Below are 12,780 nucleotides of genomic sequence, written 5' to 3' on the forward strand. Positions count from 1 at the left end.
GATTTAGAATGAAATATTTAAAAATCTTATGTGCTGTTTTATTTGCATCCTTCCTCGTGGCATGTCACCAGATTTCGAGCGGGACGGTTGTAGACAAGTACATTGATGAACCTCATACAACATTTATACCTGTCATGACAGGCAAAAGTTCGGTACTGGTGCCAACTAGAACCAAAAGAAGATATATTCTAGTTGTTTCAGGATATGCAGGAAATAAGCAAGTTGAAGAAAGATTTGAAGTGACAGCTAAGGAATACAAACACTATGAAATTGGCAATACTTTTATACAAGATGCCGTTTTAGAAATCGAAGGAGATAGAGAATGATCAATAATGTTGTTTTGGTAGGTCGCTTGACTCGTGATCCTGAGTTGCGATACACGCCATCAAATGTTGCAGTTGCGACTTTTAGTTTGGCAGTGAATCGCAATTTTAAAAATCAGGCAGGTGAACGTGAAGCTGATTTTATCAGTTGCATTATGTGGCGCCAGCAAGCTGAAAATTTTGCAAATTGGCTTAAAAAGGGTGCTCTTGTAGGAATCACAGGTCGCATCCAGACTCGTAGCTATGATAACCAGCAAGGACAACGTGTCTATGTGACTGAAGTGGTAGCTGAAAGTTTTCAAGTGCTTGAAAAGAAGGATAATTCTGCGAACCAGTCAAGCATGGAAAACCAGATGCCACCAAGTTTTGGAGCAAGTGATCCGATGGATATTCCAGATGATGGATTGCCGTTTTAGGGAGGTGTGAAGTGTGAAAAGAAAAAATTATATTATCTTTATCAGGCACTTACGAAAAATAAAAGGGCCTATTGAGTTTTACGAGTATATTGCTGATTCAAAATTTGGAAGAGCAGCAATTTATCTGTCTTTGCTTGTTTGTGCACCATTTATTGCTTTATTATTTCCAATCGCTTATATAGAACATTGTATTTATAAAACAATTTTTATAAGAGAGTGTATAAAAAATAAGTGGTGTTTAAGAGAACATTTTGAAGACGTTATTGATATTAGAAAAATTGAAAGCGAGGAGTTGGAAGATAATGGAAGATTTAAAGAAAAAAGTTAATGGAGTATACGGCTGGTCGGTAGAAGACGGGAAGCCCAAGCCTCCCAAACAAGATTTACCACAAGCAGTGAAAGACCGGGCGGACTATTTCTGGGAAATGACAGAAGATGGCATGACGTTTATGGGAGCGATGGAATGTATCTTCGCCGATGAAAAACCTAAAGACTATGATTTGGGAGCTACCAAGGATTGGTTGCCAAAATCTAAGGAGTTTGATGATTGGGTTGGCTATTCGCCAGGCATGTCTCAGTTAGTTATTGCAGTTTATTTGATTTATGGAGGAAAGGAAGATGAATAAACAAGAATTGATTGAGAAAATAAATAATTTACAATATTCACTTTCATGGAATATACCACGTATAAATAAGGAAACTGTTTTAGAGCTAATCGAACAACTAGACGAACCGCAGAAAGTCGTAGTGCCACAGTTTGTGGCGGATTGGATTGAGGAAGCTAGAAAAGCTTGTAAAGACGTGGCAGAATTATTCGAATTTGATTTCACGAACGATGAAGTTGGGGAATGGTTTATGCAAGAAAGACCATTTGATTTAGTAGCTCGAGCCTGGCTTGACGGCTACGAGGTCGAGGAAGAACGACAATATACGGTAAAAATCAAGCCGACAGGGCATTTCTTAGCAATAAATGGAGAAGGGAAAATGTTTCATTCTCTAGTGAACAAGAAGAAGTTTACAAAAGAAGAGCTTGAAGAGTCTGGTTTGAGTGAAGTGTTTAGCTGTTCTATCTTCGAAGTCGAGGAGGTGGAGTGATGGTACAAACGATTGAACAAGCAATAAAAAATGAAAACAAACGCATAAAAATCCCAACGAAAATCAGACCGTTTGATGTGGGTTATCGAATAGTGAACGAATATGGTCAAGCGCTCGCTTTAAGAAATGGAGCAAGTATATTTGCTTTACCTTCGCTGGCTGAAAAAGCTATTAAGAAAGAGTTTAGCAAAAATGACCCAGACTTTGACATTGAAAAGCATTTTGTTGAAGAGGTCGCTATTGTCAATTTAAGTAAATTTCATAGCTATTTTGAGGAGGTGGAGTGATGGAAGAAATGAAAAGAGATTTTGCAGGTAAATTGTACAGAAAAGCTTGTGAAATTGCAGAATTTTATGAAGAGCAGATGGATAGCGAAGACGATAACGAGGTGTTTGATATTGAGGAGTGTCTGGTGGAGTTATGTCAATTAGTTTTTGATGAAATGATTTTTGTTGAAGCAGCAGTATCAATGAAACGCTACGCAACATTGCCGACAGACAATCCTCACGTTATGAGTGAAGCAAGGAAAGAACTAACTTTTTAAACCAAGTAAGGAGGCCTCAGAATGAAACGATTCATAGTAATCTGGATTCTGCTATCTGCTGGATTAAATATCTGGCAGATGGACAGGATTCGAGATTTGGAAGAGAAGAAGCCGATGGTTATCTACAAAGCTGATAATCAAGGCGCTGAAATCAAAGGCAGAGTCTTACAAAAGGAGAAGATTGGTGACATGTACACTGTTACATTGCAAAATTACGGAATATTCGTAGTTACTCAAACAAACTATGAATCTCTTAAAATAGGAGATGAGGTGAGATTATAATGGCAAAGTACAAGAAACCAACTTATATCATCATTCAAGAAGCAATGGCAGAGCGCATTAGATTTCTGGAAGATGAACTGTACGGAAGGGCCTATAAGGATATAGAAAAGTTAGAAGTTCAAAACGATTTTTTAAGAGGTCTTTGTAACAACCAACTTGAAATCATTATGGATTATGAATGGAAGCAGATGCAAGAGCAAGCGGCATTCATAAAAGCTAATACTAGGAGATGGAGAGTAAGATGCAGCTAAGATTGAAAGAACTTAGAGAGGACCTATGTCTCTCTGTTGGGCAGATGGCAAAGGAAACAGGTGTCTCCCAAAACACAATTCATTTGTACGAACGGGGTGGATATCCATCCATTAAGCAAATTGAAATGATTGCTAGAACCTATGATGTAAACCCTGCGTGGCTTGTTGGGTGGATAGATGATGAAATGATGCCTGCGATTCAGGTAGTCGAAAAAGTGGTCTACAAAGAAAGCCCAACAGCAAGATTGCCAGATTATTTCAACAACAATAACGATGGTAAGATTATTAAATGGGTTAAATCCAAAAGATACATGGGAGGTAAGGTTTGGTCAAAAAGAACTTAACAAAAGCGCGAAGGGATTATCTCGAGTTTGAACTCGATGATAAATACCTGAAGATTGATAAACTTATTGGTCAGCGTAGGCATGAATTAGAACGATTGTACGAAGTGAAACACCTCACTGTTCCTGGTATTGACGATACAGGTTCAAGTGGAAGCGGGACATTCGTTAACAGGTCCGAGAATTTAGCGATCGCATATGCAAGCGATCCTATGATTTTAAGATTAGAAAATTTCCAAAATGCTATCTCCCAATTACTAGAAAATCTAGAACCAGATGATAAAAAAATCTTCTATCTTCGTTGGGGAGAACATACTGGATATGACTGGATTCAAGTTTGGCATATCATGGAGAATGGAGAAACTGGATACTTGTATAGGCATAGCAAGCAGATTTACAGAAGACGTGAAGTCATTCTTGATACACTTGCAAAGTTATTGTTCATGTAACTTGTCAAAAAAAAGTATAGCATTGACAAAAAGAAAATGGTAGATTGATACTATCCAAAGCACTGAGAAAATCTTAGTGCTTTATTTTTTGTGAAAGGAGCAAAACTATGAATATTGTTGAACCGTTACGAGATAAGGATGATATTCAAGCCATGAAGGACTATCTATCATCTTGGAATGAAAAATATTACATGCTATTTCTTTTGGGAATCAATACAGGTTTTCGTGTTGGAGATATTCTCAAACTAAAGGTTAAAGATGTTCAAGGTTGGCACATTAAAGTTAGGGAACAGAAAACAGGGAAATATAAGAGCATTAAAATGACAAGGCCACTCAAGAATGAATTGAGAGAATTTGTCAAAGATAAAGAATTACATGAGTATCTATTTCAGAGTCGTGTTGGAAAGAATAAGGCGCTCAGCTATAAGACGGTATACTGGTTTCTTAAAAGAGCTGCTGAAGACTTAGGCATCGATAATGTCGGAACTCACACGATGCGAAAAACATTTGGCTATCATTACTACAAGAAGTACAAGAACGTTGCAGACTTGATGTCATTATTCAACCATTCAAGTCCAGCAGTCACACTAATTTATATTTGTGTGAGGCAAGATGAACTTGATACTAAGATGAGTAATTTTAGCCTCTAATATTTTTTTGATTTTTTCAACTATCCATAACGAGGAAGTTTCTAGTTTATATTTTGAAGAGGGCCTGAAGCATTGTCTGTGCTAGTTTTAGAGTGTGAAACAAAATTGGATAAAATATAAGATATAGCTAATTCGACGGGGATATTTTACATAAATTCAAAACTCAAAAATAAACCTTGTCAAAAAAAGATATAGAATTGACAAAATGAATCTGATATATTTGTATCATGAAAAAATCTGGAAACTGAAGGAGTGATATAAGAGATGGCTTATTTTAAAAATCCTAAACACTCTGACTGGTTCAGAATCTGGCAGATTAAATTCTACAACTCAAAACCTTGGAGAACTCTGAGAAATAAAATCAGAACTACAAAGCGTATGCGCTGCGACATGTGTGGACGTTTAATTCATGGCAAGAGTATTGTTGACCATATCATAGAGATTGATGAAACTAATTATCAAGATGAGTCAATTACTCTCAACGAAGATAATTTGCAATTACTTTGTCTTGAGTGTCACAATACTAAAACATTTCAAAGTAAAATAAATTTAAATTTAGAAAATCGGAATATTAATTTATTTTGATTTTTTATTTTTATCAGATCCCCCCTATTTTAAATTTTCACACACTCAAAATAATAACGGTGTCAATCCTCTTATATACCTCTCCCCCAAAAATGACGAAAATTGATACAAGAAAGGAGCATGATTTTGAAAATCAATGAAGTTTTAGAAAAGCTAGGAATAAGTCGTGCTACCCTCACCAGGTATCGAAAAAAGCTAGGCATATTTGAAGAAACTCGGTCGAATATCACAAAAAGTCAGTTCAAAGAGTTAGAAAAGCTTGCAAATCAACGGCAAAAGTATACAAGAGAGGAACGTGTCGAGCTATCTCGTAAGACTTTTAAACTGATTCCAAAAGAAAAAATGCTTGAAATCAGTGATAATGATTCAGTCGGTTTGAAAAATCTTAAAACTCAATACAATCATAATCAAAAAGTTATTGAAAACTTCCAACTGGAAATCAATAAAGTTATTAATGACGGTGAGTTACCTGATAAGTATCTGCTTGATGGAATGGAAAAGTATCAAAAGCTAAACATGCAGATCATGATGACCATCGAGAAGCAAAGTCCACAGGGTGACAGTCTCAAAGAAATGATTCAGGAGAAGTTGGCTCGTTATGGTTGAGATGAAATATTTTGATAAGTATGTTGGGTTAGTGGAAGCTGGTAAAGTTCCTGTCTGTCGTGAAGTGCTTCTCTCAATCTCTCGTGTGAAGCGGTTTAAAGAACAATATATCTTCAAACAAGAGGAAGCTGACAAGCGGATTGAGTTCATCGAGGAAGAGTGCAGCAACACAAAGGGTCGAGCTGGTAAGTTAAAGCTAGCTTTACCTCAAAAGGTTTGGCTTGAGGTGGCTTGGGGCTTCTATCACATGGCAGAAGTTACCAAGACTAATCCAGACACACTTGAAGAGTACAAAGATTTTGAAGAAAGGCGTCTCATTCATGAGGTGCCTATTATTGTGCCTCGTGGTACTGGAAAGACTACGCTTGGTTCTGCAATTGGAGAGGTTGGTCAGATAATCGACGGTGAGTGGGGAGCTGACATTCAGCTTTTGGCTTATAGTCGTGAACAGGCTGGCTATCTCTTTAATGCGTCAAGGGCAATGTTGTCCAATGAAGATAGTTTACTGCACTATATGCGTGAGGCTGACATTCTTAGGTCAACTAAGCAAGGTATTTTGTACGAGACAACAAACAGTCTTATGTCTATCAAGACATCTGAATATGAAAGCCTTGACGGTACTAATGCCCATTACAATATTTTTGATGAGGTTCATACTTATGATGATGACTTTATCAAGGTTGTTAACGATGGTTCTAGCCGTAAGCGTAAAAACTGGATAACTTGGTACATTTCTACCAATGGGACTAAGCGTGACAAGCTCTTTGATAAGTATTATTCGCTATGGATTGATATTTTAGATGGCAAGGTTGAAAATGATTCAGTCATGCCATGGATCTATAAGCTAGATGAGGTGGCTGAAATCCATAATCCTGATGTCTGGCAGAAGGCTATGCCTCTACTTGGTATCACGACCGAGAAAGAAGCCATCATACTTGATATTGAGATGAGTAAGAATGACCCAGCCAAACAAGCTGAGTTGATGGCCAAGACTTTCAATCTTCCAGTCAATAACTATCTAGCTTACTTCAGCAATGAAGAGTGTCAAGGCTGGTCAGACAAGTTTGATATGAGTCTTTTCGTCGGTGATGATGAGCGCAGCGCTCGTTGCGTGCTTGGTGTTGACTTATCAGATGTCAATGATATCTGTTCAATCTCCTTCATGGTTGTGAATGGGGAAGAACGGCAATACCTCAATAAGAAATTCATGCCACGGCATACGATTGAGGGGCTTCCAAAAGAACTGAGAGACAAATACGCTGAGTGGGAGCTAAGCGGAGAGTTGCATGTTCATGAGTTGGATTACAATGACCAGGCTTATATCTTCGATGAGCTTAGACGGTTTATGAGTGATAACAGGATTTTACCTGTGGCAGTTGGTTATGACAGATGGAATGCTAAAGAGCTTATCCGCTTGTTTAATGACTACTATGGGGATATCTGTCACGACATCCCACAGACGGTTAAAAGTTTGTCAAATCCCCTCAAGGTCTATAAAGAAAAAGCTAAGATGGGAAAAATCATCTTTGATGACCCTGTTGCAACTTGGAACCATGCAAATGTTCGTGTCAAGATCGATGCGAATAACAATGTATTTCCAAATAAAGAAAAGGCAAAAGAAAAGATTGACGTATTTGCTAGTCAGTTAGATGCTTTTATTTGCTACGAAAATTTCAAGGAAGATTTGAGTTATTACTTTGATTGAGGTGAAGAATGAACAAATATATAAATAATCTAAGAGAGGTTTTTGCTAGGATTTTCAGACCAAGCAATAGAAAATCCACAAGAACCTATTTACAAAGAAATTTAAATTATTGGAGAAGAAATTCGATTTACTTAGACAATATCTACAATAAGATTTCAACAGATACTGCACAAGTTAGATTCAAGCATGTCAAGATTACTCGGAATCCAGGCGGTGTTGACAAGATGGAGTGGTACGAGAATAGTGACCTTGCAAATGTTTTATCTTTCTCTCCAAATCCCCTTGAAATACCAGTTGTATTTTGGGCAAATGTAACAAGAGCTATGTTGCGTGACGGAGTTGCAGTTGTTGTTCCACGTTGGGAGAATGGCCAGCTGATTGAAATTTGGCTTGCCAAGAAAACCATATCATGGACTGCAGAGAGAGTTGAGATTATGATCGATGATGTAGAGATTGAGTTGCCTCTTGGTGATGTCTGGGTTTTTGAAAATCCGAAATTAAATGTGACAAGTCAACTGAATCAAATTACAGAATTAATTGACATCAATCTTGATGCGTTAACTGAAAAGTTAGGCAGAGGGAATTCAAAATTGAGAGGATTCTTAAAACTACCAACTAAAGCAGCAGATGAACACTTGAAGAAACAAGCTAAAAATCGAGTTGATACCATGATGGAACTTGCTGAAAATGGTGGCATTGCCTATCTCGAGCAAGGTGAAGAGTTTATGGAATTAAACAAAGATTACTCAACCGCTTCTAAAGAAGAAATGGAGTTTCTGAAATCTCAACTTTATCATGCTCATGGGATTAATGAAAAATTGTTTACTTGTGACTACACTGAAGAGCAATATAGAGCTTACTATTCTAGCGTCATGAAGTTATATCAACGTGTATTTTCTGAAGAGATTAACAGGAAATACTTCACGAAGACAGCACGGACACAAGGCAACAAACTCTTAGTCTTCTTTGATATGGCTGATATGATTTCATTCAAAGATCTAGTTGAAGGTGGATTTAAATCTAAATACGCAGGTTTGATGAATTCAAATGAATTCCGTGAAACGTATCTAGGACTTCCAGGCTATGAAGGTGGAGAAGTATTCGAAACTAATCTAAATGCAGTCCGTATTGAACCGAGCGAAAGTAATTAAAAATAGGGTGGGCGGTTGGCAGAAATTTTAAGAAAGGAGGTAGGCTATGGAAAAGTTAAAAACCTTTGTCGTCAAGTCAGTTGAGGAAGAGTCAGCTGACTTTCATTTTGAGGCTTATGCCTCTACTTATGGCAATACAGACAGAGATGGCGATGTGATGGCCAAGGGGTGTTTTGATAGCACTCTGAAAACTAAGGCTGTCGTCCCTATGTGCTTAAATCACGACCGAAATCGTGTCATCGGTAAGCATGAGCTGTCGGTAGATGAAAAAGGTCTGCGAACACGGTCAACATTCAACCTAAGCGATCCAGAAGCTAAGAAAACCTATGACCTCATGAAGATGGGGGCACTGGATAGTCTGAGCATTGGGTTCTTTATTAATGATTATGAGCCAGTTGACGCTAAGCAACCTTACGGTGGATGGATTTTCAAAGAGGTTGAAATCTTTGAAATATCTGTCGTTACCGTGCCAGCCAATCCTCAAGCAACCGTTGATAATATTAAGGGATTTGATATATCTGTGGTTGATAAGCGAATCGCTCAGGCGAACATGAAGCAAGATATCATGAGTAAACTTGCACAAATCTAGGAGGAATAGATAATGAAAAAATCACTTGTTGAACTTTTGGAAGCTCGTCAAAAAGCTGCTGATGAGCTATCAGAAGTTAAATTAAAAAAGGCGACTATCAAAGCTAAATTGAAAGAAGCAAACATTGAGGCTGATGTCCTTGAACAGCTGAAAGCTGATGCAGAGGCCTTGGTCACTCAAGCCAATACCCTCAAAGAAACGATTGACAGCTTGGATGCAGACATTGAAGAGACTGAAGAAGAACTCAACAAAGCTGCTAAATCTATCAAGGAAGTACAGAAAGGCAAGACACAAATGGAATACTTAAAAACAAAAGAAGCTGCACTTGATTTCGCTCGAATCCTCATGGATAACGAAGGAAGCTCAAACAGTGCCCGCAAAGTTTGGGAAGCAAATCTGGTTGAAAAAGGTGTAACTGATCTTAACAAAATCTTACCTGAACCAGTATTGATTGCAATCCAAAATGCATTTAATGATTACGACGGTATCCTGAACCATGTAACCAAAGATCCTCGTTATGCAGTACGTGTTGCGCTTCAAACGCAACAAGCAAAAGCTAAAGGCCATCAGAATGGCAAAACAAAGAAAGATGAATCTTTTGTATTTATCGATTATACAATCAACTCTGCTGCTGTCTACATCAAGTACAGTTTTGAGTATGCTGACTTGAAGAAGGATACAACAGGTGCTTACTTCAACTATGTGATGAATGAATTAGCACAAGGATTCATCCGTGCTGTTGAACGTGCTGTTGTTATTGGCGATGGTAAAAATAGTGATGATGATGACAAAATCACTGAAATTAAATCTATCGCAGAAGAAACACTTGCTCAACTATTTGATACGCAAGAAATCAATGTTGACGGGGAATTTGACAGCACTGTTTTAGAAAACCTTGTAAAAGGAATTGATAAACTTGCTGCCAATACAACTCCAATTCTGGTAACTTCAAAAACTATTGCTCGTAAACTTAAAATGGTTAAGGATGGCGAAAAGCGCTACATTGATCCACAACCATTCGCACCAATTTCACAAACAGGGAATGTCATTGCTGGTTATCAAGTATATGTCTATGACTGGATGGAAGATGCAACCAACCCAATTATCGCATTTGCTGACAAGGCTTATAAGATGATTGGTGATGATGTCTCTGCCGATCGCTTTGAAGATTATGATGTAACGATGAATCGTCGTCATATCGAACTTGCTAGCGTACTTGGTGGCCGACTTGGTCAGTACAAATCAGCTGTAAAATTCACAAAAGGTTGATTTTAAATAGAAAGGGGAGTCTAAAATGACAATCCTTAACCAAATTAAAGAAATGGTTGAAGTTGATGTCGAAGAAGAAATCTTCGACACTCAACTTTTAAGCTATATAAATAGTGGTATTTCATATTTAACGAGAAACAACATTCCTATCAATCGCATCGATAAAGAAAGCGAATTGACAGAATGGAATGAGATTGAAGAGAATGATAAAGAAACAATTTTAGATTGGTTACATTTGAGGTGTGTTCAGAGATTTGATAAATCCTTGATGACAGGAAGCTCAACAACAATGAGCTGGATTGATGAAGAATTGACAAATATTCTCTATCAATTAAAAGCTATTTACGGAGTTAAATCATGAAATCATCTAGAGTATCAATCATCCTTTGTTATGATGAGCGCATAGAGGTCGAAAAAGGTGTTTTTGAAAAACAAGTTGTAGAAAAGAAAGTCAAAGCTGAAAAAGAAAAGATCTACCAACGTAGACTCGATAAAGCTTTGGCAGATGGTCAAGTTTTGACAGCAAGATTTCGGATACGTTCTAACTATGTGACAGATTCCTTAGACTACGTGAAGTACAAAGGGAAAGAGTACAAGGTAAATGTTGGAACTGAATCCGATGATGGCCACTACACGATAATCGAATTAGGAGAGTTGAAATAATGGCTAAGAAGTTCTTCACTAGGCAAGAAATTCAAGAAATCCTAGAAAAAAACACTTTAAAATCAAAGGTGTTCTATATGGAACGTGAGGAAAAAACTTCTCCTGACAACGTTATTCTTTACTATCGTTTAACTCCAGGTAGCAGTATTACTGCTGATGACACAATACACATGAGAAAAGTGACTATTCAAATCAGTCACTATCACAAGAAGAAACTAGACAGCATTGAGGAATTGATGTTGTCTAATTTTATGTGTGAACCTAGTCAGTTGAATCTAAAACAGCCTGATACAGATTACTTACTTACAACCTACAGAATTGAGGTATTCACAAGTGGGAAATGGTAGCGTTAATGTGAATACATTAAAAATCGATATACAGAATCAAGTTTTAGAAATCATAGAAAAAGCAGGAAAAAGCACCGCTGGAGACATTAGAGACGGAAGTCCTAGAAGAAACGGAGTATATGAAAAAGGATGGACTCACGAGACCATTGAAGATATCGCTGTAGTATATAACAACGGGAAAGAGAAGTCGCTTGCTCACTTGTTAGAAAATGGCCACGCAACAAAAAATGGTGGATTTGTAGCACCTCAAGAACACATCAGACCAGCTTATCTCAAAAATAAAGAAATCTTTCTCAATAATATGAAATCAATAAAAATCAGACCAAATTAAGGAAGGAGTCACAATGACTTATAAATATGACACACGAGAGGTTACTCATGGTAATGCCATGGGATTCTTTGCTAAGATTTCAAAAACAGAATCTGGCGCACTCGATCTAAAAACACCATACCCATTTACAGGAATGCGAAAAACATCTTTTGAAACTTCACAAGAATCAAAAGCATACTACGCAGATAACGTGGAGCACGTCCGTCTTCAAGGTAAGAAATCAACTGAGGGATCAATTACGACTTATCAAATTCCTAAACAATTCATGATTGACCATTTGGGGAAAAAGCTGACAACTTCAACTCCTCCAGCGCTCATCGATACTGGTGTGAATGCGAATTTCATTTGGGGATATGCTGAAACGGTTACAGATGAGTTTGGTTCTGAGGTTGAAGAGTTCCACATCTGGACCAATGTGAAAGCATCGGCTCCAAAAGGAAGCGCTACAACAGATGAAAACTCTGCTACACCAAAAGAAATCGAAATTCCATGTACTGCGTCACCTAACAATTTCATTCTAGATTCAGATAAAAAACCTGTTTCAGAAATTGTATGGCGTGATACAGACAAGGGTGTTGTCCGTGCTAAATTTGATAAATTGTTCGCTTCAAGTACCCCAACGAAATTGATTGATTTTATCAATGAAGCTTTAGGAACAACAGCCATCGTGCCAGGAGGCTAAAATGATTAAAAAAGAACTATCATTCACAGCGTTTGATAGTTATGGTGAAGAAAGAGAGCACACTGAAACAGTGCGCTTTCTTTACTCTTTACCAGCTATCAAGATGTATGAACAGCGAACAGGTCGCAACTTCTTTGATGATAACCAAAAAGCACTCACAGCTTACACACAGCTTGCGCTTGCAACTGGTGTAAATGGTCGCTTATCTGCTTTAACTGATGAAGAAAAGGTCAAACTAATGCCATTACTTATGGAGCCAGATTTCATGAACTTCCTAACTGAAGTTATCCCTTGTCTGTACGGTGAGGTTGAGAATGGTCGCTTTGTACAGAATGAGCTGACTGCTGAAACAGCCTCTCTTGCTCCTTGGTTTGGTGATTTGATTGATATTGGTTTCTTCTCAGACCTCTTCTATGAATTTAACCGAAGCAGAGCAAAGGTTCCTCAAGATAGAAAAAAGCCTCAACAGAAGTCATAACTTCTGAAAAAATTTATAAGGTT

At 37.7% G+C, this 12,780-nt stretch carries 24 protein-coding genes; all 24 read left to right on the forward strand.

Annotated elements, in window-relative coordinates; translation table 11 throughout:
* The first annotated feature begins 8 nt into the window (after nt 1–8).
* The 24 genes from I6G42_RS02145 (at nt 9) to I6G42_RS02260 (ending at nt 12,757) form a co-directional block, all read left to right on the forward strand.
* Entirely contained in the window at nt 9–326 is a 318-nt protein-coding gene (locus I6G42_RS02145) for a 3-dehydroquinate synthase (RefSeq protein ID WP_068981899.1), read from the forward strand.
* The gene (gene ssb, locus I6G42_RS02150) at nt 323–739 is read left to right on the forward strand and encodes a single-stranded DNA-binding protein (RefSeq protein ID WP_038804338.1); all 417 of its coding nucleotides are present in this window, start codon (nt 323–325) and stop codon (nt 737–739) included. The genes I6G42_RS02145 and ssb overlap by 4 nt, the downstream gene beginning before the upstream one ends.
* Nucleotides 740–752: 13 nt before the next feature.
* The gene (locus tag I6G42_RS02155; RefSeq protein WP_038804337.1) at nt 753–1,067 is read left to right on the forward strand and encodes a hypothetical protein; all 315 of its coding nucleotides are present in this window, start codon (nt 753–755) and stop codon (nt 1,065–1,067) included.
* Nucleotides 1,042–1,365 carry a hypothetical protein gene (locus I6G42_RS02160; protein WP_038804336.1) on the forward strand — a complete coding sequence of 108 codons (324 nt, stop codon included), beginning with the start codon at nt 1,042–1,044 and terminating at the stop codon, nt 1,363–1,365. The genes I6G42_RS02155 and I6G42_RS02160 overlap by 26 nt, the downstream gene beginning before the upstream one ends.
* The gene (locus tag I6G42_RS02165; protein ID WP_038804335.1) at nt 1,358–1,834 is read left to right on the forward strand and encodes a DUF1642 domain-containing protein; all 477 of its coding nucleotides are present in this window, start codon (nt 1,358–1,360) and stop codon (nt 1,832–1,834) included. The genes I6G42_RS02160 and I6G42_RS02165 overlap by 8 nt, the downstream gene beginning before the upstream one ends.
* Complete coding sequence (locus I6G42_RS02170; protein ID WP_038804334.1) at nt 1,834–2,121, forward strand: hypothetical protein; 288 nt, start codon at nt 1,834–1,836, stop codon at nt 2,119–2,121. The genes I6G42_RS02165 and I6G42_RS02170 overlap by 1 nt, the downstream gene beginning before the upstream one ends.
* Nucleotides 2,121–2,378 (forward strand): hypothetical protein, encoded by a 258-nt coding sequence (locus I6G42_RS02175; RefSeq protein WP_038804333.1) that lies wholly within the window; start codon nt 2,121–2,123, stop codon nt 2,376–2,378. The genes I6G42_RS02170 and I6G42_RS02175 overlap by 1 nt, the downstream gene beginning before the upstream one ends.
* 21 nt (nt 2,379–2,399) lie before the next feature.
* Nucleotides 2,400–2,660, forward strand: coding sequence for a DUF1372 family protein (locus tag I6G42_RS02180; RefSeq protein ID WP_038804332.1), 261 nt, complete (start codon nt 2,400–2,402; stop codon nt 2,658–2,660).
* Nucleotides 2,660–2,911 (forward strand): hypothetical protein, encoded by a 252-nt coding sequence (locus I6G42_RS02185; RefSeq protein WP_038804331.1) that lies wholly within the window; start codon nt 2,660–2,662, stop codon nt 2,909–2,911. Before I6G42_RS02180 ends, I6G42_RS02185 begins: the two co-directional genes overlap by 1 nt.
* The gene (locus I6G42_RS02190) at nt 2,902–3,255 is read left to right on the forward strand and encodes a helix-turn-helix domain-containing protein (protein WP_038804330.1); all 354 of its coding nucleotides are present in this window, start codon (nt 2,902–2,904) and stop codon (nt 3,253–3,255) included. Before I6G42_RS02185 ends, I6G42_RS02190 begins: the two co-directional genes overlap by 10 nt.
* On the forward strand, nt 3,237–3,701 hold the full coding sequence (locus I6G42_RS02195; RefSeq protein ID WP_038804329.1) for a hypothetical protein: 465 nt from the start codon (nt 3,237–3,239) through the stop codon (nt 3,699–3,701). The genes I6G42_RS02190 and I6G42_RS02195 overlap by 19 nt, the downstream gene beginning before the upstream one ends.
* A 107-nt stretch (nt 3,702–3,808) precedes the next feature.
* On the forward strand, nt 3,809–4,351 hold the full coding sequence (locus tag I6G42_RS02200) for a site-specific integrase (RefSeq protein ID WP_001028147.1): 543 nt from the start codon (nt 3,809–3,811) through the stop codon (nt 4,349–4,351).
* Between the two features lie 264 nt (nt 4,352–4,615).
* The gene (locus I6G42_RS02205; RefSeq protein WP_038804328.1) at nt 4,616–4,936 is read left to right on the forward strand and encodes an HNH endonuclease signature motif containing protein; all 321 of its coding nucleotides are present in this window, start codon (nt 4,616–4,618) and stop codon (nt 4,934–4,936) included.
* A 120-nt stretch (nt 4,937–5,056) separates the two neighbouring features.
* Nucleotides 5,057–5,542, forward strand: coding sequence for a hypothetical protein (locus I6G42_RS02210; protein WP_050562289.1), 486 nt, complete (start codon nt 5,057–5,059; stop codon nt 5,540–5,542).
* Nucleotides 5,535–7,247, forward strand: a complete 1,713-nt coding sequence (locus I6G42_RS02215; RefSeq protein ID WP_152417907.1) for a terminase TerL endonuclease subunit — start codon at nt 5,535–5,537, stop codon at nt 7,245–7,247. Before I6G42_RS02210 ends, I6G42_RS02215 begins: the two co-directional genes overlap by 8 nt.
* Nucleotides 7,248–7,255: 8 nt before the next feature.
* Nucleotides 7,256–8,398 (forward strand): phage portal protein, encoded by a 1,143-nt coding sequence (locus I6G42_RS02220; protein ID WP_152417906.1) that lies wholly within the window; start codon nt 7,256–7,258, stop codon nt 8,396–8,398.
* Nucleotides 8,399–8,444: 46 nt separating this feature from the next.
* Nucleotides 8,445–8,987: an HK97 family phage prohead protease gene (locus I6G42_RS02225; RefSeq protein WP_038804327.1), complete on the forward strand. Its 543-nt coding sequence runs from the start codon at nt 8,445–8,447 to the stop codon at nt 8,985–8,987.
* A 12-nt stretch (nt 8,988–8,999) separates the two neighbouring features.
* The gene (locus tag I6G42_RS02230) at nt 9,000–10,256 is read left to right on the forward strand and encodes a phage major capsid protein (protein WP_038804326.1); all 1,257 of its coding nucleotides are present in this window, start codon (nt 9,000–9,002) and stop codon (nt 10,254–10,256) included.
* Between the two features lie 25 nt (nt 10,257–10,281).
* Entirely contained in the window at nt 10,282–10,617 is a 336-nt protein-coding gene (locus tag I6G42_RS02235) for a hypothetical protein (protein WP_038804325.1), read from the forward strand.
* Nucleotides 10,614–10,919 carry a head-tail adaptor protein gene (locus tag I6G42_RS02240; protein ID WP_038804324.1) on the forward strand — a complete coding sequence of 102 codons (306 nt, stop codon included), beginning with the start codon at nt 10,614–10,616 and terminating at the stop codon, nt 10,917–10,919. Before I6G42_RS02235 ends, I6G42_RS02240 begins: the two co-directional genes overlap by 4 nt.
* Entirely contained in the window at nt 10,919–11,266 is a 348-nt protein-coding gene (locus I6G42_RS02245; protein WP_038804323.1) for a hypothetical protein, read from the forward strand. Before I6G42_RS02240 ends, I6G42_RS02245 begins: the two co-directional genes overlap by 1 nt.
* A complete protein-coding gene (locus tag I6G42_RS02250; RefSeq protein ID WP_038804322.1) occupies nt 11,253–11,597 on the forward strand; it encodes an HK97 gp10 family phage protein in 345 nt (114 codons plus the stop codon). Before I6G42_RS02245 ends, I6G42_RS02250 begins: the two co-directional genes overlap by 14 nt.
* A gap of 13 nt (nt 11,598–11,610) precedes the next feature.
* Nucleotides 11,611–12,279, forward strand: coding sequence for a phage tail protein (locus tag I6G42_RS02255; RefSeq protein WP_038804321.1), 669 nt, complete (start codon nt 11,611–11,613; stop codon nt 12,277–12,279).
* 1 nt (nt 12,280) lies between these two features.
* Entirely contained in the window at nt 12,281–12,757 is a 477-nt protein-coding gene (locus I6G42_RS02260) for a hypothetical protein (RefSeq protein WP_038804320.1), read from the forward strand.
* Nucleotides 12,758–12,780: the final 23 nt, after the last annotated feature.

It is taken from the genome of Streptococcus oralis, from assembly GCF_016028255.1.
Classification (GTDB): domain Bacteria; phylum Bacillota; class Bacilli; order Lactobacillales; family Streptococcaceae; genus Streptococcus; species Streptococcus oralis_AC.

Excerpts from the sequence above, each read along its gene's own strand:
- I6G42_RS02145 (WP_068981899.1), top strand. The coding sequence starts at position 9 with ATGAAATATTTAAAAATCTTATGTGCTGTTTTATTTGCATCCTTCCTC.
- ssb (WP_038804338.1), top strand. The coding sequence starts at position 323 with ATGATCAATAATGTTGTTTTGGTAGGTCGCTTGACTCGTGATCCTGAG.
- I6G42_RS02160 (WP_038804336.1), top strand. The coding sequence starts at position 1,042 with ATGGAAGATTTAAAGAAAAAAGTTAATGGAGTATACGGCTGGTCGGTA.
- I6G42_RS02165 (WP_038804335.1), top strand. The coding sequence starts at position 1,358 with ATGAATAAACAAGAATTGATTGAGAAAATAAATAATTTACAATATTCA.
- I6G42_RS02170 (WP_038804334.1), top strand. The coding sequence starts at position 1,834 with ATGGTACAAACGATTGAACAAGCAATAAAAAATGAAAACAAACGCATA.
- I6G42_RS02175 (WP_038804333.1), top strand. The coding sequence starts at position 2,121 with ATGGAAGAAATGAAAAGAGATTTTGCAGGTAAATTGTACAGAAAAGCT.
- I6G42_RS02180 (WP_038804332.1), top strand. The coding sequence starts at position 2,400 with ATGAAACGATTCATAGTAATCTGGATTCTGCTATCTGCTGGATTAAAT.
- I6G42_RS02185 (WP_038804331.1), top strand. The coding sequence starts at position 2,660 with ATGGCAAAGTACAAGAAACCAACTTATATCATCATTCAAGAAGCAATG.
- I6G42_RS02190 (WP_038804330.1), top strand. The coding sequence starts at position 2,902 with ATGCAGCTAAGATTGAAAGAACTTAGAGAGGACCTATGTCTCTCTGTT.
- I6G42_RS02200 (WP_001028147.1), top strand. The coding sequence starts at position 3,809 with ATGAATATTGTTGAACCGTTACGAGATAAGGATGATATTCAAGCCATG.
- I6G42_RS02205 (WP_038804328.1), top strand. The coding sequence starts at position 4,616 with ATGGCTTATTTTAAAAATCCTAAACACTCTGACTGGTTCAGAATCTGG.
- I6G42_RS02210 (WP_050562289.1), top strand. The coding sequence starts at position 5,057 with ATGATTTTGAAAATCAATGAAGTTTTAGAAAAGCTAGGAATAAGTCGT.
- I6G42_RS02215 (WP_152417907.1), top strand. The coding sequence starts at position 5,535 with ATGGTTGAGATGAAATATTTTGATAAGTATGTTGGGTTAGTGGAAGCT.
- I6G42_RS02220 (WP_152417906.1), top strand. The coding sequence starts at position 7,256 with ATGAACAAATATATAAATAATCTAAGAGAGGTTTTTGCTAGGATTTTC.
- I6G42_RS02225 (WP_038804327.1), top strand. The coding sequence starts at position 8,445 with ATGGAAAAGTTAAAAACCTTTGTCGTCAAGTCAGTTGAGGAAGAGTCA.
- I6G42_RS02230 (WP_038804326.1), top strand. The coding sequence starts at position 9,000 with ATGAAAAAATCACTTGTTGAACTTTTGGAAGCTCGTCAAAAAGCTGCT.
- I6G42_RS02235 (WP_038804325.1), top strand. The coding sequence starts at position 10,282 with ATGACAATCCTTAACCAAATTAAAGAAATGGTTGAAGTTGATGTCGAA.
- I6G42_RS02240 (WP_038804324.1), top strand. The coding sequence starts at position 10,614 with ATGAAATCATCTAGAGTATCAATCATCCTTTGTTATGATGAGCGCATA.
- I6G42_RS02245 (WP_038804323.1), top strand. The coding sequence starts at position 10,919 with ATGGCTAAGAAGTTCTTCACTAGGCAAGAAATTCAAGAAATCCTAGAA.
- I6G42_RS02255 (WP_038804321.1), top strand. The coding sequence starts at position 11,611 with ATGACTTATAAATATGACACACGAGAGGTTACTCATGGTAATGCCATG.
- I6G42_RS02260 (WP_038804320.1), top strand. The coding sequence starts at position 12,281 with ATGATTAAAAAAGAACTATCATTCACAGCGTTTGATAGTTATGGTGAA.